At 31.1% G+C, this 17,765-nt stretch carries 9 protein-coding genes; 2 read left to right on the top strand and 7 right to left on the bottom strand.

All coding sequences use genetic code 11. From position 1 onward, the window contains the following. Positions 1-151: 151 nt before the first annotated feature. From Q0731_RS11530 to Q0731_RS11500, 7 genes are all read right to left on the bottom strand, one after another. On the bottom strand, positions 152-1,627 hold the full coding sequence (locus Q0731_RS11530) for a sulfatase (RefSeq protein WP_299064229.1): 1,476 nt from the start codon (positions 1,625-1,627) through the stop codon (positions 152-154). A 307-nt stretch (positions 1,628-1,934) separates the two neighbouring features. Beyond that, entirely contained in the window at positions 1,935-4,712 is a 2,778-nt protein-coding gene (locus Q0731_RS11525) for a family 78 glycoside hydrolase catalytic domain (protein WP_299064228.1), read from the bottom strand. Then, a complete protein-coding gene (locus tag Q0731_RS11520) occupies positions 4,705-7,464 on the bottom strand; it encodes a family 78 glycoside hydrolase catalytic domain (protein ID WP_299064227.1) in 2,760 nt (919 codons plus the stop codon). The genes Q0731_RS11525 and Q0731_RS11520 overlap by 8 nt, the downstream gene beginning before the upstream one ends. Positions 7,465-7,689: 225 nt before the next feature. Further along, on the bottom strand, positions 7,690-10,173 hold the full coding sequence (locus tag Q0731_RS11515) for a BNR-4 repeat-containing protein (protein WP_299064225.1): 2,484 nt from the start codon (positions 10,171-10,173) through the stop codon (positions 7,690-7,692). Positions 10,174-10,294: 121 nt separating this feature from the next. Continuing rightward, positions 10,295-10,609, bottom strand: coding sequence for an L-rhamnose mutarotase (gene rhaM, locus Q0731_RS11510; protein WP_299064223.1), 315 nt, complete (start codon positions 10,607-10,609; stop codon positions 10,295-10,297). 95 nt (positions 10,610-10,704) lie between these two features. Further along, complete coding sequence (locus tag Q0731_RS11505; protein ID WP_299064221.1) at positions 10,705-11,571, bottom strand: T9SS type A sorting domain-containing protein; 867 nt, start codon at positions 11,569-11,571, stop codon at positions 10,705-10,707. A 334-nt stretch (positions 11,572-11,905) separates the two neighbouring features. Further along, on the bottom strand, positions 11,906-14,503 hold the full coding sequence (locus Q0731_RS11500; protein ID WP_299064219.1) for a glycoside hydrolase family 2 TIM barrel-domain containing protein: 2,598 nt from the start codon (positions 14,501-14,503) through the stop codon (positions 11,906-11,908). Between the two features lie 262 nt (positions 14,504-14,765). On the opposite strand from Q0731_RS11500, the gene Q0731_RS11495 reads away from it, so the two are divergent. Together Q0731_RS11495 and Q0731_RS11490 are read left to right on the top strand one after the other, a co-directional pair. Beyond that, positions 14,766-16,091, top strand: coding sequence for a Gfo/Idh/MocA family oxidoreductase (locus tag Q0731_RS11495; protein WP_299064217.1), 1,326 nt, complete (start codon positions 14,766-14,768; stop codon positions 16,089-16,091). An 11-nt stretch (positions 16,092-16,102) separates the two neighbouring features. Then, a complete protein-coding gene (locus tag Q0731_RS11490) occupies positions 16,103-17,668 on the top strand; it encodes a ThuA domain-containing protein (protein ID WP_299064215.1) in 1,566 nt (521 codons plus the stop codon). Positions 17,669-17,765: the final 97 nt, after the last annotated feature.

Here is a 17,765-nt window from a genome sequence, read left to right as displayed (position 1 = left end):
TTTATAATACCCTAAAACTATATAAGATTTTCTTGGGTTGTATCCTGTACTCCTAGGTTAAGTTAAATTTTAAACAAAGAGCACCAATCTATTTATTGCAAAAATCACTTCAAATAAAAAGTTTTCTTATGAACTACTCCCAAATAAATATTTAGTTTTTAAAAAAAATTATATTATTTTTTTTTGGAATATCATGCTGTAAAAAAGCTTTACCATCACTAGGAAATTGTATCTCAAGTAGTTTTTTCATCCTCTTTTCTACTTTTTTGTACTTTTTATTTCCATATAAATTTACATAAGAAACCAAGCTGTTTTTATGTTTATACAACTCTCCTTCTAAAACTTTATGCGTTGTCGAATTCCTCCATTCTGTATACCTCCAATCTCCATCGGTTGTGGTAAGTCCCATTATTTTTGTCCCTCTAGCATACACACTATAGGCAGCTTTATCCCATTTTATATTTGGCTTATTTAATACTGGGGTTATACTTTTACCATCAGAAACAGGAGCATTCTTTAAATCACAAACCTCTACTAAAGTTGGAAAAATATCTACATTTTCTACCAAAGCATTAGAAGTTTTACCTGTATTTCTCTTTTTATAATTGGTTTCTCTACTAATAATTAACGGAACTCTTACATCTATTTCTGCATTAGAATGTTTGCACCAAGCACCATATTCGCCAATTTTATAACCATGATCGCTCATAAAAATAACCATCGTATTTTTTCTAAGATCTAGTTCTTCTAAAGTTTGCATAATTTTACCTACTTGCGCATCAATAAAACTTACGGAAGCATGGTAGCCGTGGATTAAAGTTTTTGTTAACTCATCGTCTAAATCGCCCTCTTTAGGAATACCATAATAGCCTTTTAATTCTCCCCATTTGCTCAAAGCCAAACGATACATTCCTTCTGGTTTTTTTCTAGAAGGAATTTTAAAGCTATTTCTATCAAATAAATCCCAATATTTTTTTGGTGCATTAAAAGGTAAATGTGGTTTGCTTAAACCTACAAACATTAAAAACTTATCGTCTTTAATTTCTTTTAGGGTTTGTATTGCGTAATTAGATACACGCCCATCTTTATAAGCATCATCTGCAACATCTGCATCTTCAAAAGCAGGCCCTTTAAGTGGTTTTACGCCTTCGGCTTTTAAACGTTTCATTAACGCTATATTTTCTGGTTTTACATAGCTATTTGCTTCTTTTCCAAAATAATTGGTCCATACTTTTTTATCATCTACACTATGATGATAGACTTTACCAATACTAACCGTTTTATAACCGTTTTTCTTAAACAATTGAGGCATAGAAACTACCTTTTTGTGTATTTTACGAAGTGGTGTAAAAATGCTATAAATACCTAATGTTTCTGGGCGTAAACCTGTTAAAGTACTCATTCTAGAGGGCGCACAAATAGCTTGCTGAACGTAAGCTTTGTTGAATAATACTCCGTCTTTTGCTAGATTATCTATATTTGGTGTTTTGGCTGTTTCACTGCCATAACATCCTAATTCTGCACGTAAATCATCTACATAAAAAATTAATACGTTTGGTTTTTCTTGTTGAGCAAAAGTTGTGAAAACAGATAAGGTAAGACAAAATAAGAATACTATTTTTTTCATTTATTAAAGGTATTTAGTGTTTTAATAAGCTTTTTGTTAAGGTAATTTATTTAATTGAATTAACGAGATTGCGTTAGGGATTGCAGCGACATCCTTTTGTTTTTTCTATAAATACTAGTGATGTTTTATGCTATTCTATATGATTTTTAAATTTTCTAAACTTACGGAAATAAAAAACAAAAGATATAGCGAAAAGCCCGACCCTTTTGGGAACGCCCAAATATATTATATAATTTATAATTGTATTTTGTTACTAATCATTTATTTTTTTGAGTTTTTACAATTAATTATACTTAAAAAACACCAACTAAAATTTTGATGTGAATTTGTAACTACCAGGTTGCACTAAGAGCTCAAAAGATTGTGCTTTTTTACTTTCTACTTTTACATTTTCATCATCTACAACCTTACTCCCATTTAGCAATAATGCTTTTGTAATATCTCCAGGAATACTAACTTTTGCAGTTGTATTTGGCGGAATTTCTAAATGCAGCTGAAACTCATTTCCATTCAATTCCCAAGAAGAAGAAATTTTTCCATAAGGAACGTTTACACTTGCAGCAGCAGAAGTTAAAGGTTGCCTAACTTGTGGGGCAATTCTAATTGTTTTATAACCTGCTTCTAAAGGTGCAATACCTGCAATACGCTCATACATCCACTCGCCAATTGCACCATAGGCATAATGATTTAAACTATTCATTTTCTGAGAATTAAACCCTTCTTCTTTACTGTAACTATTCCAACGTTCCCAAATAGTTGTTGCGCCTTGATTGATGGAATAAAACCAAGATGGATAGGTTTCATTAAACAACAATTTGTACATTAAATCTATTTCGCCAGTTTCATCTAAAACTTTAGATAATAATGGAGTTCCTAAAAATCCTGTTCTTAAGTGATTGTCTGCTTCTTCTATTTTTCTTAATAAATGTTTTTTAGCGTTTGCTTTATTTTCCTCTGAAATTAATGCAAAAGCCAAACCTAGTAAATAAGAGGTTTGTGTTTCTGTGACATTCTTACCTTTTACTTTTCCATTTTCAAAAAAACGTTTTTCAAAAACTTTTGCTACATTTTTATATATAGTATTATATTTTTCAAACTCAGCTGTTTTACCCAAAACTTTGGCTGTTTTAGCGGTTAGTTTTGCTGAGCGTGCAAAAAATGCAGTACCGATTAAAGATTTAGAAGTATCTCCTCTATTGTCTCCATTTTCAGGAAGTGGCTGTAACCAATCCGCAAAAAAGCCCATCTTAGAGATGCCATTTTTAGAGGTGTTTTCGTGATAAGCAACCCAAGCTTTCATCATTTCAAAATTTTCTTCGAGGATTTTTTTATCACCTGTTCTTAGATAAATTTTCCAAGGAATAATGGTACAAGCATCTCCCCAACCAGCACTTACTTTGTTATTATTTAAAACATCTGGTACCACCCAAGGAATCCCTCCATTTTCGTACTGCGATTCTCGTACACTTTGCATCCAACTTGCCCAAAACTTATACACATCTGCATTAAACATAGAGGTTGGTCCAAAAACTTGCGCATCTCCTGTCCAACCCATTCTTTCATCACGTTGAGGACAGTCTGTAGGAATATCAAAGAAATTACCTCTTAATCCCCAAACAATATTACTTTGCAACTGATTTAATTTTTCGTGAGATGATGTAAACGTTCCATTTTCCTCAAAATCTGAATATTGGACTAAACCAGTAACCCAATCTTTTGACGGTTCTTTTGATTTATCAAATCCACTCAACTCAACATATTGAAACCCGTGAAAAGTAAATTTTGGCTTGTATTCAATAACACCATCTTTACTTGCTGTATAATAATTTGTGGATAAGGCACCTCTATAGTTTTTTGTATAGAATGTGCCATCTGGAGCTAATTTTTCTGCAAATCTAACCTTTAATGTTTGCCCTTTTTTCATCGGAACTTTTATCAAAGGCACACCCACCATATTTTGTTGAAAATCAAAAATTGCAGCACCATCTTTTTCAAGAACTTCTTTAGTTGCTAGTTCTATTTTTGTTTTTACAGTTGTGTGTCTTTTAGGTTCTAAACGAATGTCATCAGTGGTCGAAAATGCATTTACAGTTTCCCAATTTTTATCATTAAAATTATTCGTATTCCAATTTGGTATTTCAAAATTGGCATCATAAGATTCACCATCATAAATTTCTGAAAGTCTAATAGGACCATTTGTAGTTCCTTTCCAATTCTCATCAGAAAGTATCATTTCTTTTGAACCATCTTTCATAGTTAGCTCCAATTGACATAACATTTTAGGCGTTTCTGTATCAATCCAATAAGATTTTTGCCATCCTAATCTTCCTGAATGCCATCCAGCAGCAAGCTCTACACCAATAGTATTTTGCCCAGATTCTATGAAACTGCTAACATCGTAAGTAATGGTTTCTATACGTTTTTTATAAGGTGTATATCCTGGAGGCATTACATCGTCACTTACATCTTTTCCATTTATAGCTACATCAAAAACACCTTTTGCTGTAATATATAATCTTGCTGATGCTACATCATTAGATAATTCGAAATCTTTTCTTAAGTATTGTGGTCTGTGGATTATATTATTTTCACTTCCTAAAACTTTCTCTTTTTTAGTATCTAAACCAATCCATTTTGCTTTCCAATCTTTATTATTTAATAGACCTAATTCAAAATGATTGATGGCGCTCCAATTTGAAGCTTCTTTATCTTGATTCCAATATTTAACTTGCCAATATACTTTTTGTCTCGATTGTAATTGTTTTCCTTGATATTTTATCCAAACTGATTGGTCTTTTTCTTGTTTTTTTGAATCCCATAAATCTGCATTATCAGGCAACATATCTGGACTTGAAGCAACTACAATTTGATATGCAGACTGACTTTTATTGTTTTCTGAAACTGGTAATTTCCAAGAAAATGTTGGGTTTGGATTGTAAAAACCTAGTGGATTTTTAAAACCTTCTGAAATGGTTAACTCTGATGCACTTTCTAATACAGGCTGTTCTTCACAAGATATAAAACCTAAACTAAGTAGGCTTAAAAAAACGATGATACAACTATTGAAAATTGATTTTTTATTCATAAGAATTTAGTTTGGTTGTTATTTGATATGTTCCCGATTTTACAGATAGAATAACAATTTTGTCTTTGGTTTCTATCAATTTAATATTTGAAAGCTCATCTATTGATTTACCATTTATAGATAATTCACTTTTTGATGCTCCTTTTGGTAAATGAATTTCTGCGGTTGTATTTGGAGGAATCACGACATCTAAGTTAAAGGTTCCGTTTTCAATTTCCCAAGATGATGACGCTTTTCCATAAGGTGTTTTTACACTTGCTGAAGCTGATGTTAAAAACTCAGTATTTGGTAAAGGTGCTATTCTTATTTTTTTATAACCAGGAGCCAAAGGTGCTAAACCTGCGAGGCGCTCATACATCCATTGTCCAATAGCACCGTAAGCGTAGTGGTTTAAACTGTTCATACTTTGTGGGTTGTAACCATCGGCTTTACTAAAACTATTCCAACGTTCCCACATAGTCGTTGCGCCTTGATTGATTGAATAAAACCATGACGGATAAGTTTCCTTAAATAGTATTTTATACATTAAATCAATTTCGCCCATATCATCTAAAACCTTAGGTAAAATTGGTGTTCCTAAAAATCCTGTTCCTAAATGATAATCGGCATTCTTAATTTCTTCAAGCAAGTGATTCTGTGCTTTTAGTTTGGTTTCTGGTTGAAATAATTCTAAATATATACCTAGTAAATAACTTGTTTGCGTTTGTCTTTCCTGTTTAAACTTTCCGTTTTCATCAAAAAATTCATTTTCAAAAGCGTTGGCAACAGCTTTGTATAAAGCTGCATATTTTTTTGCATCATCCGTTTTACCTAAAACACCAGCAATTTTAGATATTAAATGTGCGGAATACGCAAAATAAGCGGTATTAATCAATTCCTTTGGCGTATCTCCTCTATTTCCCTTTTTTAAACTTTTAGAAGGATATGGCTGCAACCAATCTCCAAAAGAATGCATTATCGGGATATAAGGTTTTTTTCTAACTTTAGATTGGTAGTATCCAACCCATTTTTTTGCAGATTCATAACTATCTTCAAGTACAGTAACATCTCCTGTTATGTTATAAATATCCCAAGGAACAATAACACAGGCATCGCCCCAACCAGAACCACCATTTTTGTTTTGCAATACATCTGGCACTATAAAAGGCACTAAACCATTTTTGTGTTCAGACTGATTTTCTCTTAGACTTTGCAACCAAGCCGTCCAAAAAGCGTGAGTACTATAATTGAACAATGCTGTTGGTGCAATTACTTGCGCATCTCCTGTCCAACCCAAACGTTCGTCACGTTGTGGGCAGTCTGTAGGCACATCAAAAAAGTTATCTCGTAACCCCCAAGTAATATTACTTTGTAATTGATTTAATTTTTGATGCGATGATGTAAATGAACCGTTCTTTTTAATATCAGAATGTTGCACCAAACCTTTTATCCAAGTAGAACTTGGCTTTGCTGAACTGTCAAATCCCGATAACTCTATATATTGAAATCCGTGAAATGTAAATTTTGGTGTATACTCTATAATGTCATCTTTTGATGCAATATAATAATCTGTTGATTTTGCTGAACGATAGTTTTTAGTATAAAACGTACCATCTGACAGTAACATTTCAGAAAAACGAATGGTAAGCGTGTCTCCTTTTTTCATAGGAACTTTAACCTTTGGAACACCCAACATATTCTGTTTCATATTGAATATTACAGAGGATTTTGTACTTGAAACAATTTCAACATCTTCTAAAATCTCAGTTGTCTTAACCGTTTCATGTCGCTTTGGCTCTAACTTTACATCTTCAGAAATAACTTCTGTTTCTGTTACTTCCCAAGACGCATCATTAAAAGTAGCGGTTGTCCAATCTGGAATTTCTAAGTTAGCATCATAGACTTCACCATCATAAAGACTTGCCAATCTTATTGGACCATTCGTAGTACCTTTCCATGATTCATCAGAAACTAAGATTGTTTTTGTTCCATCTTTCAACGTCACTTCTAACTGACACAAAATTTTAGGTGATGCAAAGTTTTCATATACCGCTTTACCTCTGCTAATTCTTCCGGAATGCCAACCAGAAGCTAACTCTACAGCCAATGCATTTTTTCCTAAAGATAGCATTTCTGTAACATCATAAGTCAATGTTTCTATACGATGATTGTATGGTGTCCAACCCGGAGTCATAACATCGTTACTAACGTCTTTTCCATTTAAATGCACATCAAAAACACCTTTTGCTGTAATGTACATTCTTGCTGAAACAACATCAGAAGCTAACTCAAAACCTTTTCTTAAATATTGTGGTCTGTGCATTAAAAACTTTCTAACACCTTTAATGCTATCTTTTGCAGTATCTAATCCTGTCCATTTTGCTTTCCAATCTGAGTTTTTTAACAACCCAAATTCAAAAGAATTGATATTACTCCATTGAGATACTTCTCCATTTTGATTCCAATATTTAACTTGCCAATATACTTTTTGACGCGATTGTAGTGCTTGACCTTGATATTTTACAAAAGTAGATTGATTACTTTTTTGTTTTTTAGAATCCCATAAATCAGCATTATCTGGTAATAAATCTGGAGTACTTGCAACTACAATTTGATATGCAGATTGACTTTTATTGCTTTCTGAAGCTGGTAATTTCCAGGAGAAAGTGGGTTTTGAGTTGTAAAAACCTATTGGATTTTTAAAACCTTCTGAAATTGTTAACTCGTCTGCACTATCTAATACAGTTTCTTTTGTACAAGAAATTAAGCTCACAAGGATTAAACAACTTATAGCGTAAAAAATACATCTGAAATTACTTTTAAAAGACATTGTTTAAGGTTGATTTTGTAAATTTTTAGAATTTCATTTTGATATAAAGCAAGTTGCTGTTTTTTTTCTCAAAAACTATCCTGAACTGTCCGTAAATAATCTAAATAAAAAGAAGGAAACAATTAAATTATTTCCTTCTTTTCTAAAAATATAAAATGTCTTACTTTTTTACTCAATTATAAGCTTCTGGTTGTAAATATTATGATTATCACCAATAACTCTAACTAAATAAATACCCGATTTAAATTTTCCAAAATTATTAATTAGCGTAGTTTCTTTATCTGTAGAAGCCTGATAAATAAGTTTTCCTATCAAATTATAAATTTTAATATCAGCTTTATTTATTCCTTTAACTGCTATTGTAAAATTATTATTGGCTGGATTAGGATAAATATTAATTGAAGTATCTGCTATTTTATTATCATCTATACTTAACGTTTGACTTGTTGGTATCACTTTCCATTTACTTCTGTTATCTGTTTCATTAACTATAATATGGGTTACATTTCCATTCTCTTCAGTGTATAAAAATCGACCACTATTACCAGATTGAAATCTATATGTTTCATCTGAGGCGTTATAATGTATTTGCCAAACTTTATCATTATCTGCAGTTGGTGGTGCTTTACCAGTACTAACTACCCTATAAGCTCCACCAGCAAAACCAGCTCCTGGTCCACGCAAAACACCATATGTTTCGCTATCAATATTCACAAAAGATCCACTTTCTACAAAAGTCCAGTGTGTATTTTGTGCTATACCAGAATCTGTCATAGTAACTGGTGTAGCAGCTGCTCCTGAATCTGTTAAAAATTTTCCTGTGGCTACATTTCTTAATCTATAAATATCTTCTGTTAAATCTTCAGGATTAAATACGCTTGCTGTTACAGTAATTTCTGTAGATGTAACTGATTCATTAGATTGATTGTAAGCTATAGCTTGTAATTTATACTCTTTTTGTGCAGAAGGAATCCAATCTACTTTGTAGGGTGCTGATGTAGCTGTTTCAAAAAGAGTATCATCAATTTTAAACTCTACTTTAGAGATTGATCCATTTTCATTAACGGCATCTGCAGTAATTGCAATAGTTTCTCCGACTTTAACTTTTTGCCCATTTTCGGGAGCTGTAATTGAAACTCTAAAAGGTTCTTTTACAATGTCTAAATCTATAATTTGTAAATACAAAGGTTGTGCATTTCCAGATTTTTTCTCCATTAAATAATAATAGAGTTTCCCATTTGCAATGTGCACTCTTCCGTGATCAAAAGACCTGCCTGAAGTTGCTTGATAAACTGTGGTAAATTTATTTGTTCCTCCTTGCGTTTTTTGTACAAAAATTCTATTGTTTTTTAGACCAATAATAAATACGTCATCTCCTGCAGTATAAATAGATGTTCCCCCTGCAAAATCTTCAGTAGTTATAAAATCTGAGGCGCCAGCAGGTTTGTAGGTATGTAAAGATTTTGTAACATTATTTTCTCTATCCTGAACCTTACTAATAATATGTACATCTCCATTTTGAGTAACTGTCCAGTCAAAATTACCTACAATATATACTTGATCTTCTTGTGTTGTATTTACATAATCTCCAGGTTCCATTACTTTAATTTTATCTGCATCATATAGAGGCAATGTAAAAGATTCTCCAGAGTGATTTTTCCAACTATCTGCTCCTGATTGATTATCTGAATAGGCATAATAAACTCCATTTTGATATAGATATTTATCGCTATTATTAGCAGATCTTCTTTGAAAACCAATTCTTATTTTTCCATTTACATATTTCATATTTCCATAAAGTCCCCAATTGTGCGTTATACCAGATTGACTTTTGGCATTTAAGACATTGAAATGTGTAAAATCTGACCAAACAGAAGTGGTTGTATCGTATTTAGAAAACTTGTAAGCACCATTATTATTTCCACCTTCACGCATGTACATAAAAATATCTCCTAAGTCGTTAGTGAAAAATTGTGGGTAGGTTAAAGCTGCGTATTTAGAATATTCTTCATCTGGATAACCAGTTTTACCACTATTTAAACTTAAATGTTTGTAACCATTAGCACTGTTTTTTACAAACTTGTCTAAAGTAAAATTTTCATCTGAAAGAGATGCAGCATTTTTTACGGAATAACTATATCTAAAATAATCTTTAGATAAACTACCATTTGATGGTCTTGATGTACCATAAGCATGCATATCATATAACAAATGAATTGTGCCATCTAAAGGACTTATAGCTACTGCTATTGTATTATGAGATTCGCCTATCCAAGGTTTATTTTGAAATCCTGTATGTCTATGAGGAAACTCTATATCTACACTTTTACCTGTTGTAGTATTGTAACGTGTTAACATTACATAACGATCAGATTCTCCTCCTCTATACCAAGTCATAAAAACAAAGTCTCCATACGTTTTTAGACAATCACCTTTTGCTGATATACTTGTTCCAAAATAATAATCGTAGGAATTGGTATTTCCATCATCAGCATTAAATTTTGCACCACTTGTTACTTTGCTGCCATTAAAATGTAAACCTATATCTGTAATTTTTACTTCTTTCTCAAAAGTTACTTGTGAAAAAGAAAAAAAACTTACGAAAAGGAAAATAGTCTGGAAACCTAGAAAATAGCTTTTAATTTTTTTCATTCTTACTGTTTTATTTAATTCTATAAATTTAAGGCTGAAAAACAACTAAACCATCTTGCAATGACCTGCAAATAAAAACAAATAGTTCTTATAAAAAATATGAACCTTCGGTATTAAAAAATTAAGGCATATAAAAAACCTCTTCAAGTGGTTTTGAAATCGGAGAATTATTTGGATTTACTTCCATAATATCTGCCATAAAATCCCACCATTTTTTTACAATTTCATTGGATGCTAAATCTTGTGATCCACCATCTCCAGATACTTTTTGAAAAGCAAAAAGGGTATGTGTTTCTTCATCAAAAAAAATAGAATATTCACTTACTCCATTATCTTTCAAAAGCTTTTTTAATTCTGACCAAAGCTCATTATGACGTTTTGTATACTCCTCTTTTTGCCCAGGATTTAATTTCATTTTAAAAGCTAGTCTTTTCATAATTTTATTATTTTTCTAAAAATTGATTAAAAAAAAACATTCTATCTTTAAAAATAAAGATAGAATGTTTATAACAAAAATTAAGTTACTAAAACTTATTTTTTAATTATTTTCTTTGTTAATCTCTGACCATTTTCACCATTAATTTCAACAATATAAATTCCTTTTGAAAGGTTACTTACATTAAGGTTGATACTTCCACTAGTGTTGTTAATTGTTTGAGCCAATACTTTGTTTCCTAAAACAGAGTAAAGTACAATTTGGTTAACTGCTGATGTATCACCTTTAATAAATAACTGGCTACTTACAGGATTAGAAACTGTAAAAGCATCTTGGCTAAATGTGTTTATATCTAAAACTAATTCTTCTATAAGATGATATTGAAGTACATCAATACCTGCACCATCAAACTGAACAGCTTCACCTGCTGCAGTTGGTATTGCTCCATATCTAGAACCTCCTTCAGAAGGTATTTTCACAAATAAAGCATTGTTTCCAGCTGCTGGGTTAGTTCCTTCAGAGTCAGCTAAACCATCTGCACCTACTTTAGCTTTTCTTCTTTGAAATTGATCAAAACCGTAATTAGCATCTTCAGTGTCAATTATTGGATTTCCAGGTCTGACAGTCAGTCTAATGTTTTTAGCATCAATACTTGATTGATCTGCAACCATAGTAAAATCTGCAAGACCAGGAATTGATGCAGTAATTTGCACATATCCTGCTGAAAGTGGCATAGTATGATCCTGTATAGTCCAAACTTGTGTTGGATCATCACCTGGCAATTCTGCTGCCCACTCTAAACCACCTGATTGACTAATTGTCATGTAAAGTTCTGGTGTAACACCTGATGTTGAAATCTTATATGAACCTTGTACTGTATATAATGCTTGTGCTTGAATTGATGATGCACTAAAAAGCATTACAAATGCTAATAATGATAATTTAAGTAAATGTTTTTTCATAATTAAAAAAATTTTAAGTTTATAATAAATTTATATCGCAATATAGAAATTTTATCTTCTAACAGTATCCTGTACTATACTGTTTTTTTTATTATTTTTTTTGCTAACTAAAACTAACTTTTACAAAACAGCATATTTGCTATATTGATGCTGTTTAAATCATTATTAAAAGCGATTATACTTTTTTCTCTTAAAAACAATATTTCTGTAGGTAATTATCTACAATTTTAAATAACTTTTATTGCTCCGTATTCAAAAAAAATGTACTGTTCAAATTACTTTTTCTACTATAATTTTAAACAAATTCATATAAACTAAAATTTAATAATAATTTTTAATTAACCTTCCTTAATTTAATTCCACTTAACCTAGTTTTTCCTTTTAAAGCCCTAAAATTTATGGTAATTCCGTTTTCATCAAAAACAGAAATTGTAAAACGTTTTGTTACACTTCTGTCATTACCAAACTCCTTTTTTAAATTTAGATTTTCCCAAACTTTTTTACCATTTACTAAAATATCCATGCTATTTTCTCCTCTAGATTTTAACTCTGCCATGGCTAAAGTTAATTCATACGTACCTTTTGGAACATCAAACTTATAAGCTTCTAAACCAATAATTTGTGTTTGAAAAACAGGATCGTTTTCTGTACCTTTTACACTAACATTGGTACCAATATTATTTCTTCGTTTGCTTTTAAATCTTAAATAATCTCCACCAATAAAACCAAAACTGCCTTTTGTATATGCTTTATCTGGCAACCAAAGATAATCTACATTATTGGTTTCTATAAAATAACAATAAGAACCTACATTAATGGCAATTTCTTTAAACGGATTGGTTTTACTTTTTAAGTTTTTAGGTTGTAACGTGAATTCTATATGCGTAAAATCTTTGATTGTTTTTCCATCTTTTTCAGAAATTACTTCAATTAAATTTTGTCCTTGTTGAAAAGGCACATTAAAAGTTGTGGTAGAAAAATCGAATATTTTTTTACCTAAAGAGATTCCGTTTACAAGTAATTCTACTTCTTTTCCATTACCAACAATAGTAATAGGTTGTGTGGCAACAGTACCATTAATTGTATCTGCAATACCTGCTCTTTTAGACCATCCTTTAGAAGCAATAGCTACAAATGGCGTTTTATTTAATAAAGCTTGGTATAAATAATAGGCATCTTTCTTTTTTCTATCAGCAGAAACCAAACCTTTATTATTTATGTGTGGCACTGCATCTTTTCTGTGTTCTACTTGAAAATCGGCATAATTCCAAACATTGGCACCCACAATTTCTGGAATCTCTAAAATTGCTTTCATATAAGCTTTGTGCAATAAAAATTGATATTCTACACTAAAATCGAATCTGGTTGGGTTATACGTTCTTAATCTTGGATCTGCTCCTCCTCCATATTCACTTAAAATTAAAGGTTTGCCTGGATTTAAAGCTAGTGTACGTTTTACCAAATCTCTTAAATTTCTATCTACGTCTTCTAATTCGTCTTTGTACCAAGCGTAATATTTGTTGTAACCTACCAATTGTGTATTTCTAATGCCTAATTTATTTTGATACGCTGGTTCTCTAAAAAATACGGAATAAGAATAACGTGTTTTGTCTTCTTCTTTAATGGTTTCTGCTAAAACTTTATGCGTTTCTATAAAATGTTTTGTGTATTCTTCGCCTAATTTGTCTGGCGCTTTCATAGTAGTTTCGTTCCCTAAATTCCAAGCGACAATAGAAGGATGATTGTAGTTAAAACGAATGGCTTCTTGTAACATTTTTACACTATTTTGTTTACCAGCCTCATTTGCAGCAGCCTTGTCTACAAAAGGAATTTCTACAGTAGCAACAATTCCCATTTTATTACACATTTCTAAAATAGCAGGATCTTGAGGATAATGAGCAATTCTTAAGAAATTAACACCCATTTCTTTTAATAATTTCATATCGTTTCTGTGCACTTCATCACTTACTGCATTTGCTTTTCCGTAAAAATCTTGATGCCTACAAGTACCAATTAATTTAGTGTTTTTTCCGTTGATAAAAAAACCTTTATTGGCATTAAAATGAAACCACCTAAAACCCACAGGATTCTCTACTCTGTCAAAAACAACATCGTTTTTATCTACAATTTCTGTAACTAATTTATACAAATACGGCTTTTCTGGAGACCATAAATTAGGGTTTTCAATTAAAAACTCAGAAACATTATCTTTTTCAAATTTAGATTTGGTTTTTATAGTTTTTACAAGATTATTATCAGCATCAACCAAAGAATGTTTTACATAAAATGTTCCCTTTTTTGGTCTTACTAATTTAGATTTTACAGCTATTTTTGCCTTGGTTTTAGAAACTTCTGGAGTGCTAATAAAAACCGAATTTGCACCAACATTAGCCACTTCAAAATGTATAGGTTTGGTAATAATTAAATGAATGTCTCTATAAATACCACCATAAAAAGAGAAATCTGCAGATTGTGGCACAATTTCATCATTATGCGCATTATTTACTTTTATAAATAATTGGTTCTCCCCTACTTTTAAAGCATTTGTAATATTTCTTGCAAAAGTGGTGTAACCTCCTATATGATCTTTATCTATTTTTTTACCATTTACATATAAAGTAGTTACTTGATTTGCCCCTTCAAACAATAAAAATACTTGCTGATTTTTATAAATCTGCGGAACAACCATTGTTTTTTTATACCAACCATCTCCTCTATAATACCCATCTGTATCATCTAAAATATCTTGCGTATTCCAAGAATGAGGTATGGTTACAGGCTCCCAAACTTTTGTTTTATCAATAGAAAAAGGAAGTTCTAATTCGCCTTTATAAAAATGCCAATTATCGTTTACAGTTTCTATGTGACGAATGTTTTGAGCATTTACAATACCTACAAAACTTATAATTATTAAAAGTGCAATACTTCTCATTTTTGCGATTTACTTTTTACTGTTTTATGAATATCAATAGTATAGAAATAATCATTTATTTGTATCCTGCACTGTAAGGTTTTTTTTCTTGTTGTTAATTGTATTTTAACGTTCTTATATTCAACAAAAAACGTTGGAATATTTTAGCATCTAATTTTTAGTAAAAAAAACTTATCTTGTTATCTTTTAAAATTGAAAATAAAAAAACGAATTTTATTTTGAAAAAAAATGACTCTAAAAACAAGTATGATTCAGCAATAAAATGGAAACAAAAGATAAAAGTGCATCAAACAGAAAAGATAAAAACTCTAACATTTTATCTCGAAGAAAGTTTATAAGAAACACCTCTTTGGTATTTGCAGGTATTACAATTCTGCCCAGACATGTTTTAGGGAAGGGATTTATTGCACCCAGTGATAAAATAAATTTAGGAGTTATTGGTTTGGGAAAACAAGGCAATATCTTATCTAATAAATTTCTTTCAAATACTGGCGTTCAAATTATTGCTGGCGCTGATGTTTGGAATTCTAAAAGAACTTTTTTTAAAAACAATCTTGAAAACTTATATGCCAAACACAGAAATTTAAGCTCTTTTAAAGGAGTAGATACGTATTTGGATTATAACAATTTGCTTAACCAAAAAGATATTGACGCCATTATTGTAGCCACACCAGATCATTGGCACGCCATACAATCTATAGATGCTATGAATGCTGGCAAACACGTGTATTGCGAAAAACCATTAACAAATACCATTGCAGAAGGCAGAGCTATTGCAGATACTGTGCTAAAAACAAATACAATTTTTCAAACAGGAAGCATGCAACGTTCTTGGGCTAAATTTATAACTGCCAAAGAAATTGTAAGTTCTGGAAAATTAGGAGAAATTAAAAAAGTTTTAGTAAATGTTGGAGATCCTGCAAGAACTTATGATTTACCAACAGAACCAATACCAAATGGACTAGATTGGAACAAATGGTGTGGGCCTGCTCCTTTAATTGGTTATAATGATAAAATTGCACCTAAATTGGTGCAAAAATATCCAGATTGGCGAGATTATAAAGAAACTGGTGGAGGACTTTTAGCAGATTGGGGAGCACACATGTTTGATATTGCACAATGGTGTTTAAATATGGATCATACAGGTCCTGTAAAATTTATACCTCCAAAAAATACAACTGCAAAAAGAGGGTTAAAAATGTTTTATGAAAATGGCATTGAAATGGTGCATGAAGATTTTGGTAGAAAATGGGGTGTTCGTTTTATTGGAACAAAAGGCACTATGGATGTAAGCAGAGGTTATCTAGAAACAACACCTGCATCTATTTTAAAAGATGCCATTAATGTGGATTTAGAATTTATAATGAAAAACCAAGGAAACCATTATCAAAATTGGATAGATGGCATAAAAACAAACAAGCAGCCTATTTGCCACGCAGAAATTGGACATAGAACAGCCACTGTTTGCAACGCTGCAAATATTGCTTATGAATTAGGCGAAACACTTATTTGGAATCCAGAAAAAGAGAAATTTAAAGGAAATAAACAAGCTAATAAAATGCGTAAACGAAAAAATAGAACGTATTAAATAATTAAAAAATGAATTTAAAGAAAAAACTAATTGTAATTTTTTGCCTATTCTCTTTTTTTACTGAATTTGCTCAAGAAAATCAACCAGCCATTTTAGTGTTTACCAAAACAGCTGCTTTTAGGCACAAATCGATTCCTGCTGGAATTAATTACTTTACAAGCCTGCAAAAAGAAACAAACTGGAAAATAGATTTTTCTGAAGATGGAAACGACTTTACCCAAAAAAATTTAAAAAATTATAACGTAATTGTTTTCTTAAATACGAGTGGAAATATTTTAAATGAAAATCAAAAAAAAGCATTCCAAAAATATATTGGTAATGGAAATGGATTTGTAGGAATCCATGCTGCATCTGATACTGAAAAAGAGTGGCCTTGGTTTACAAATATGGTAGGAGCTACTTTTAAAGACCATCCAAAAGTGCAAAATGCAACTTTGCTTATAGATAAAACTACAGAACATCCTGCCATAATTCATCTAGAAGAAAAAGTTGTGTTTAAAGATGAATGGTATAATTTTTTAAAGCCAGTTGCCAAACACGTAAATGTACTAGCTTTGCTTGATGAATCTTCTTATAAAGGTAAAAAGATGAACACCAAAAATCATCCCATAACTTGGCATCATCATTATGATGGTGGTCGTGTTTTTTACACAGGTTTAGGCCACACAAAAGATTCTTATTTAGATATTCGTTTTCAAAAAATGATAAAAGGAGGCATTCTTTGGGCTGCTAATTTGCAACAAATAAAACAACCATCAACTAAAAAATGGACACCTCTTTTTGAAGATGATTACACCAAAAATTGGGATGTATTTATTGGAGCACCTCATAAAACTATTAAGGGTTTAGAAAATGTAGATCCAAATAGTAATGGCAAAAACGCAGTACCTTTAGGCTTAAATAATGATCCAAAAAATGTTTTTGTTTTTAAAAAAGAAAACAGCGAAAATATATTACATATTTCTGGTGAAATTTATGGTGCTTTAACCAGTAAGCAAGAGTTTGAAAACTATCATTTAAAACTACAATTTAAATGGGAAGAAAAAGTTTGGGAACCTCGTCTTTTAAGGGAAAGAGATAGTGGAATCTTATATCACTGTTATGGGCCTTATACTACTTTTTGGAATGTATGGATGTCTTCTCAAGAATTTCAAGTACAAGAAGGAGATTTAGGAGATTATTATGGTTTAGGTGGTACTTTAATAAATATTCCATCAGAAAAAAAAGATGGAGAAAAAGAATTTAGCTATACAAAAAACGGAACTTTACACCCGTTTTCTAGTTTACAACGTTTACCTCCAAATCATGCAAATAAAGGTTTTGATAATGAAAAACCTCATGGAGAATGGAATACTTTAGAACTTATTTGTTTTGAAGGAACAAGTTTGCATGTTGTAAATGGAAAAGTAGTGATGGCATTGTATAATTCGAAATTCCAAAATGCTGAAGGAGAAATTGAACCTTTAACAAAAGGTAGAATTCAAATTCAGTCTGAAGCTGCAGAAGTATTTTACAAAAACATTCAAATAAAATCGATAAAAAAATTACCTCGAAAATTTAGAAAACAGCTCTAAAAAATGATCGAGTATTCTTGAGGCACTTTCAGAAGTAAGCTATTTTTTCACAAGCACTAAAAAAAAGCAATGTAAAACTATAAGTTTTACATTGCTT

This window comes from uncultured Polaribacter sp. (assembly GCF_947497695.1).
In the GTDB taxonomy this organism is placed as follows: domain Bacteria; phylum Bacteroidota; class Bacteroidia; order Flavobacteriales; family Flavobacteriaceae; genus Polaribacter.
This window is presented reverse-complemented; position numbering and strand designations above follow the sequence as displayed.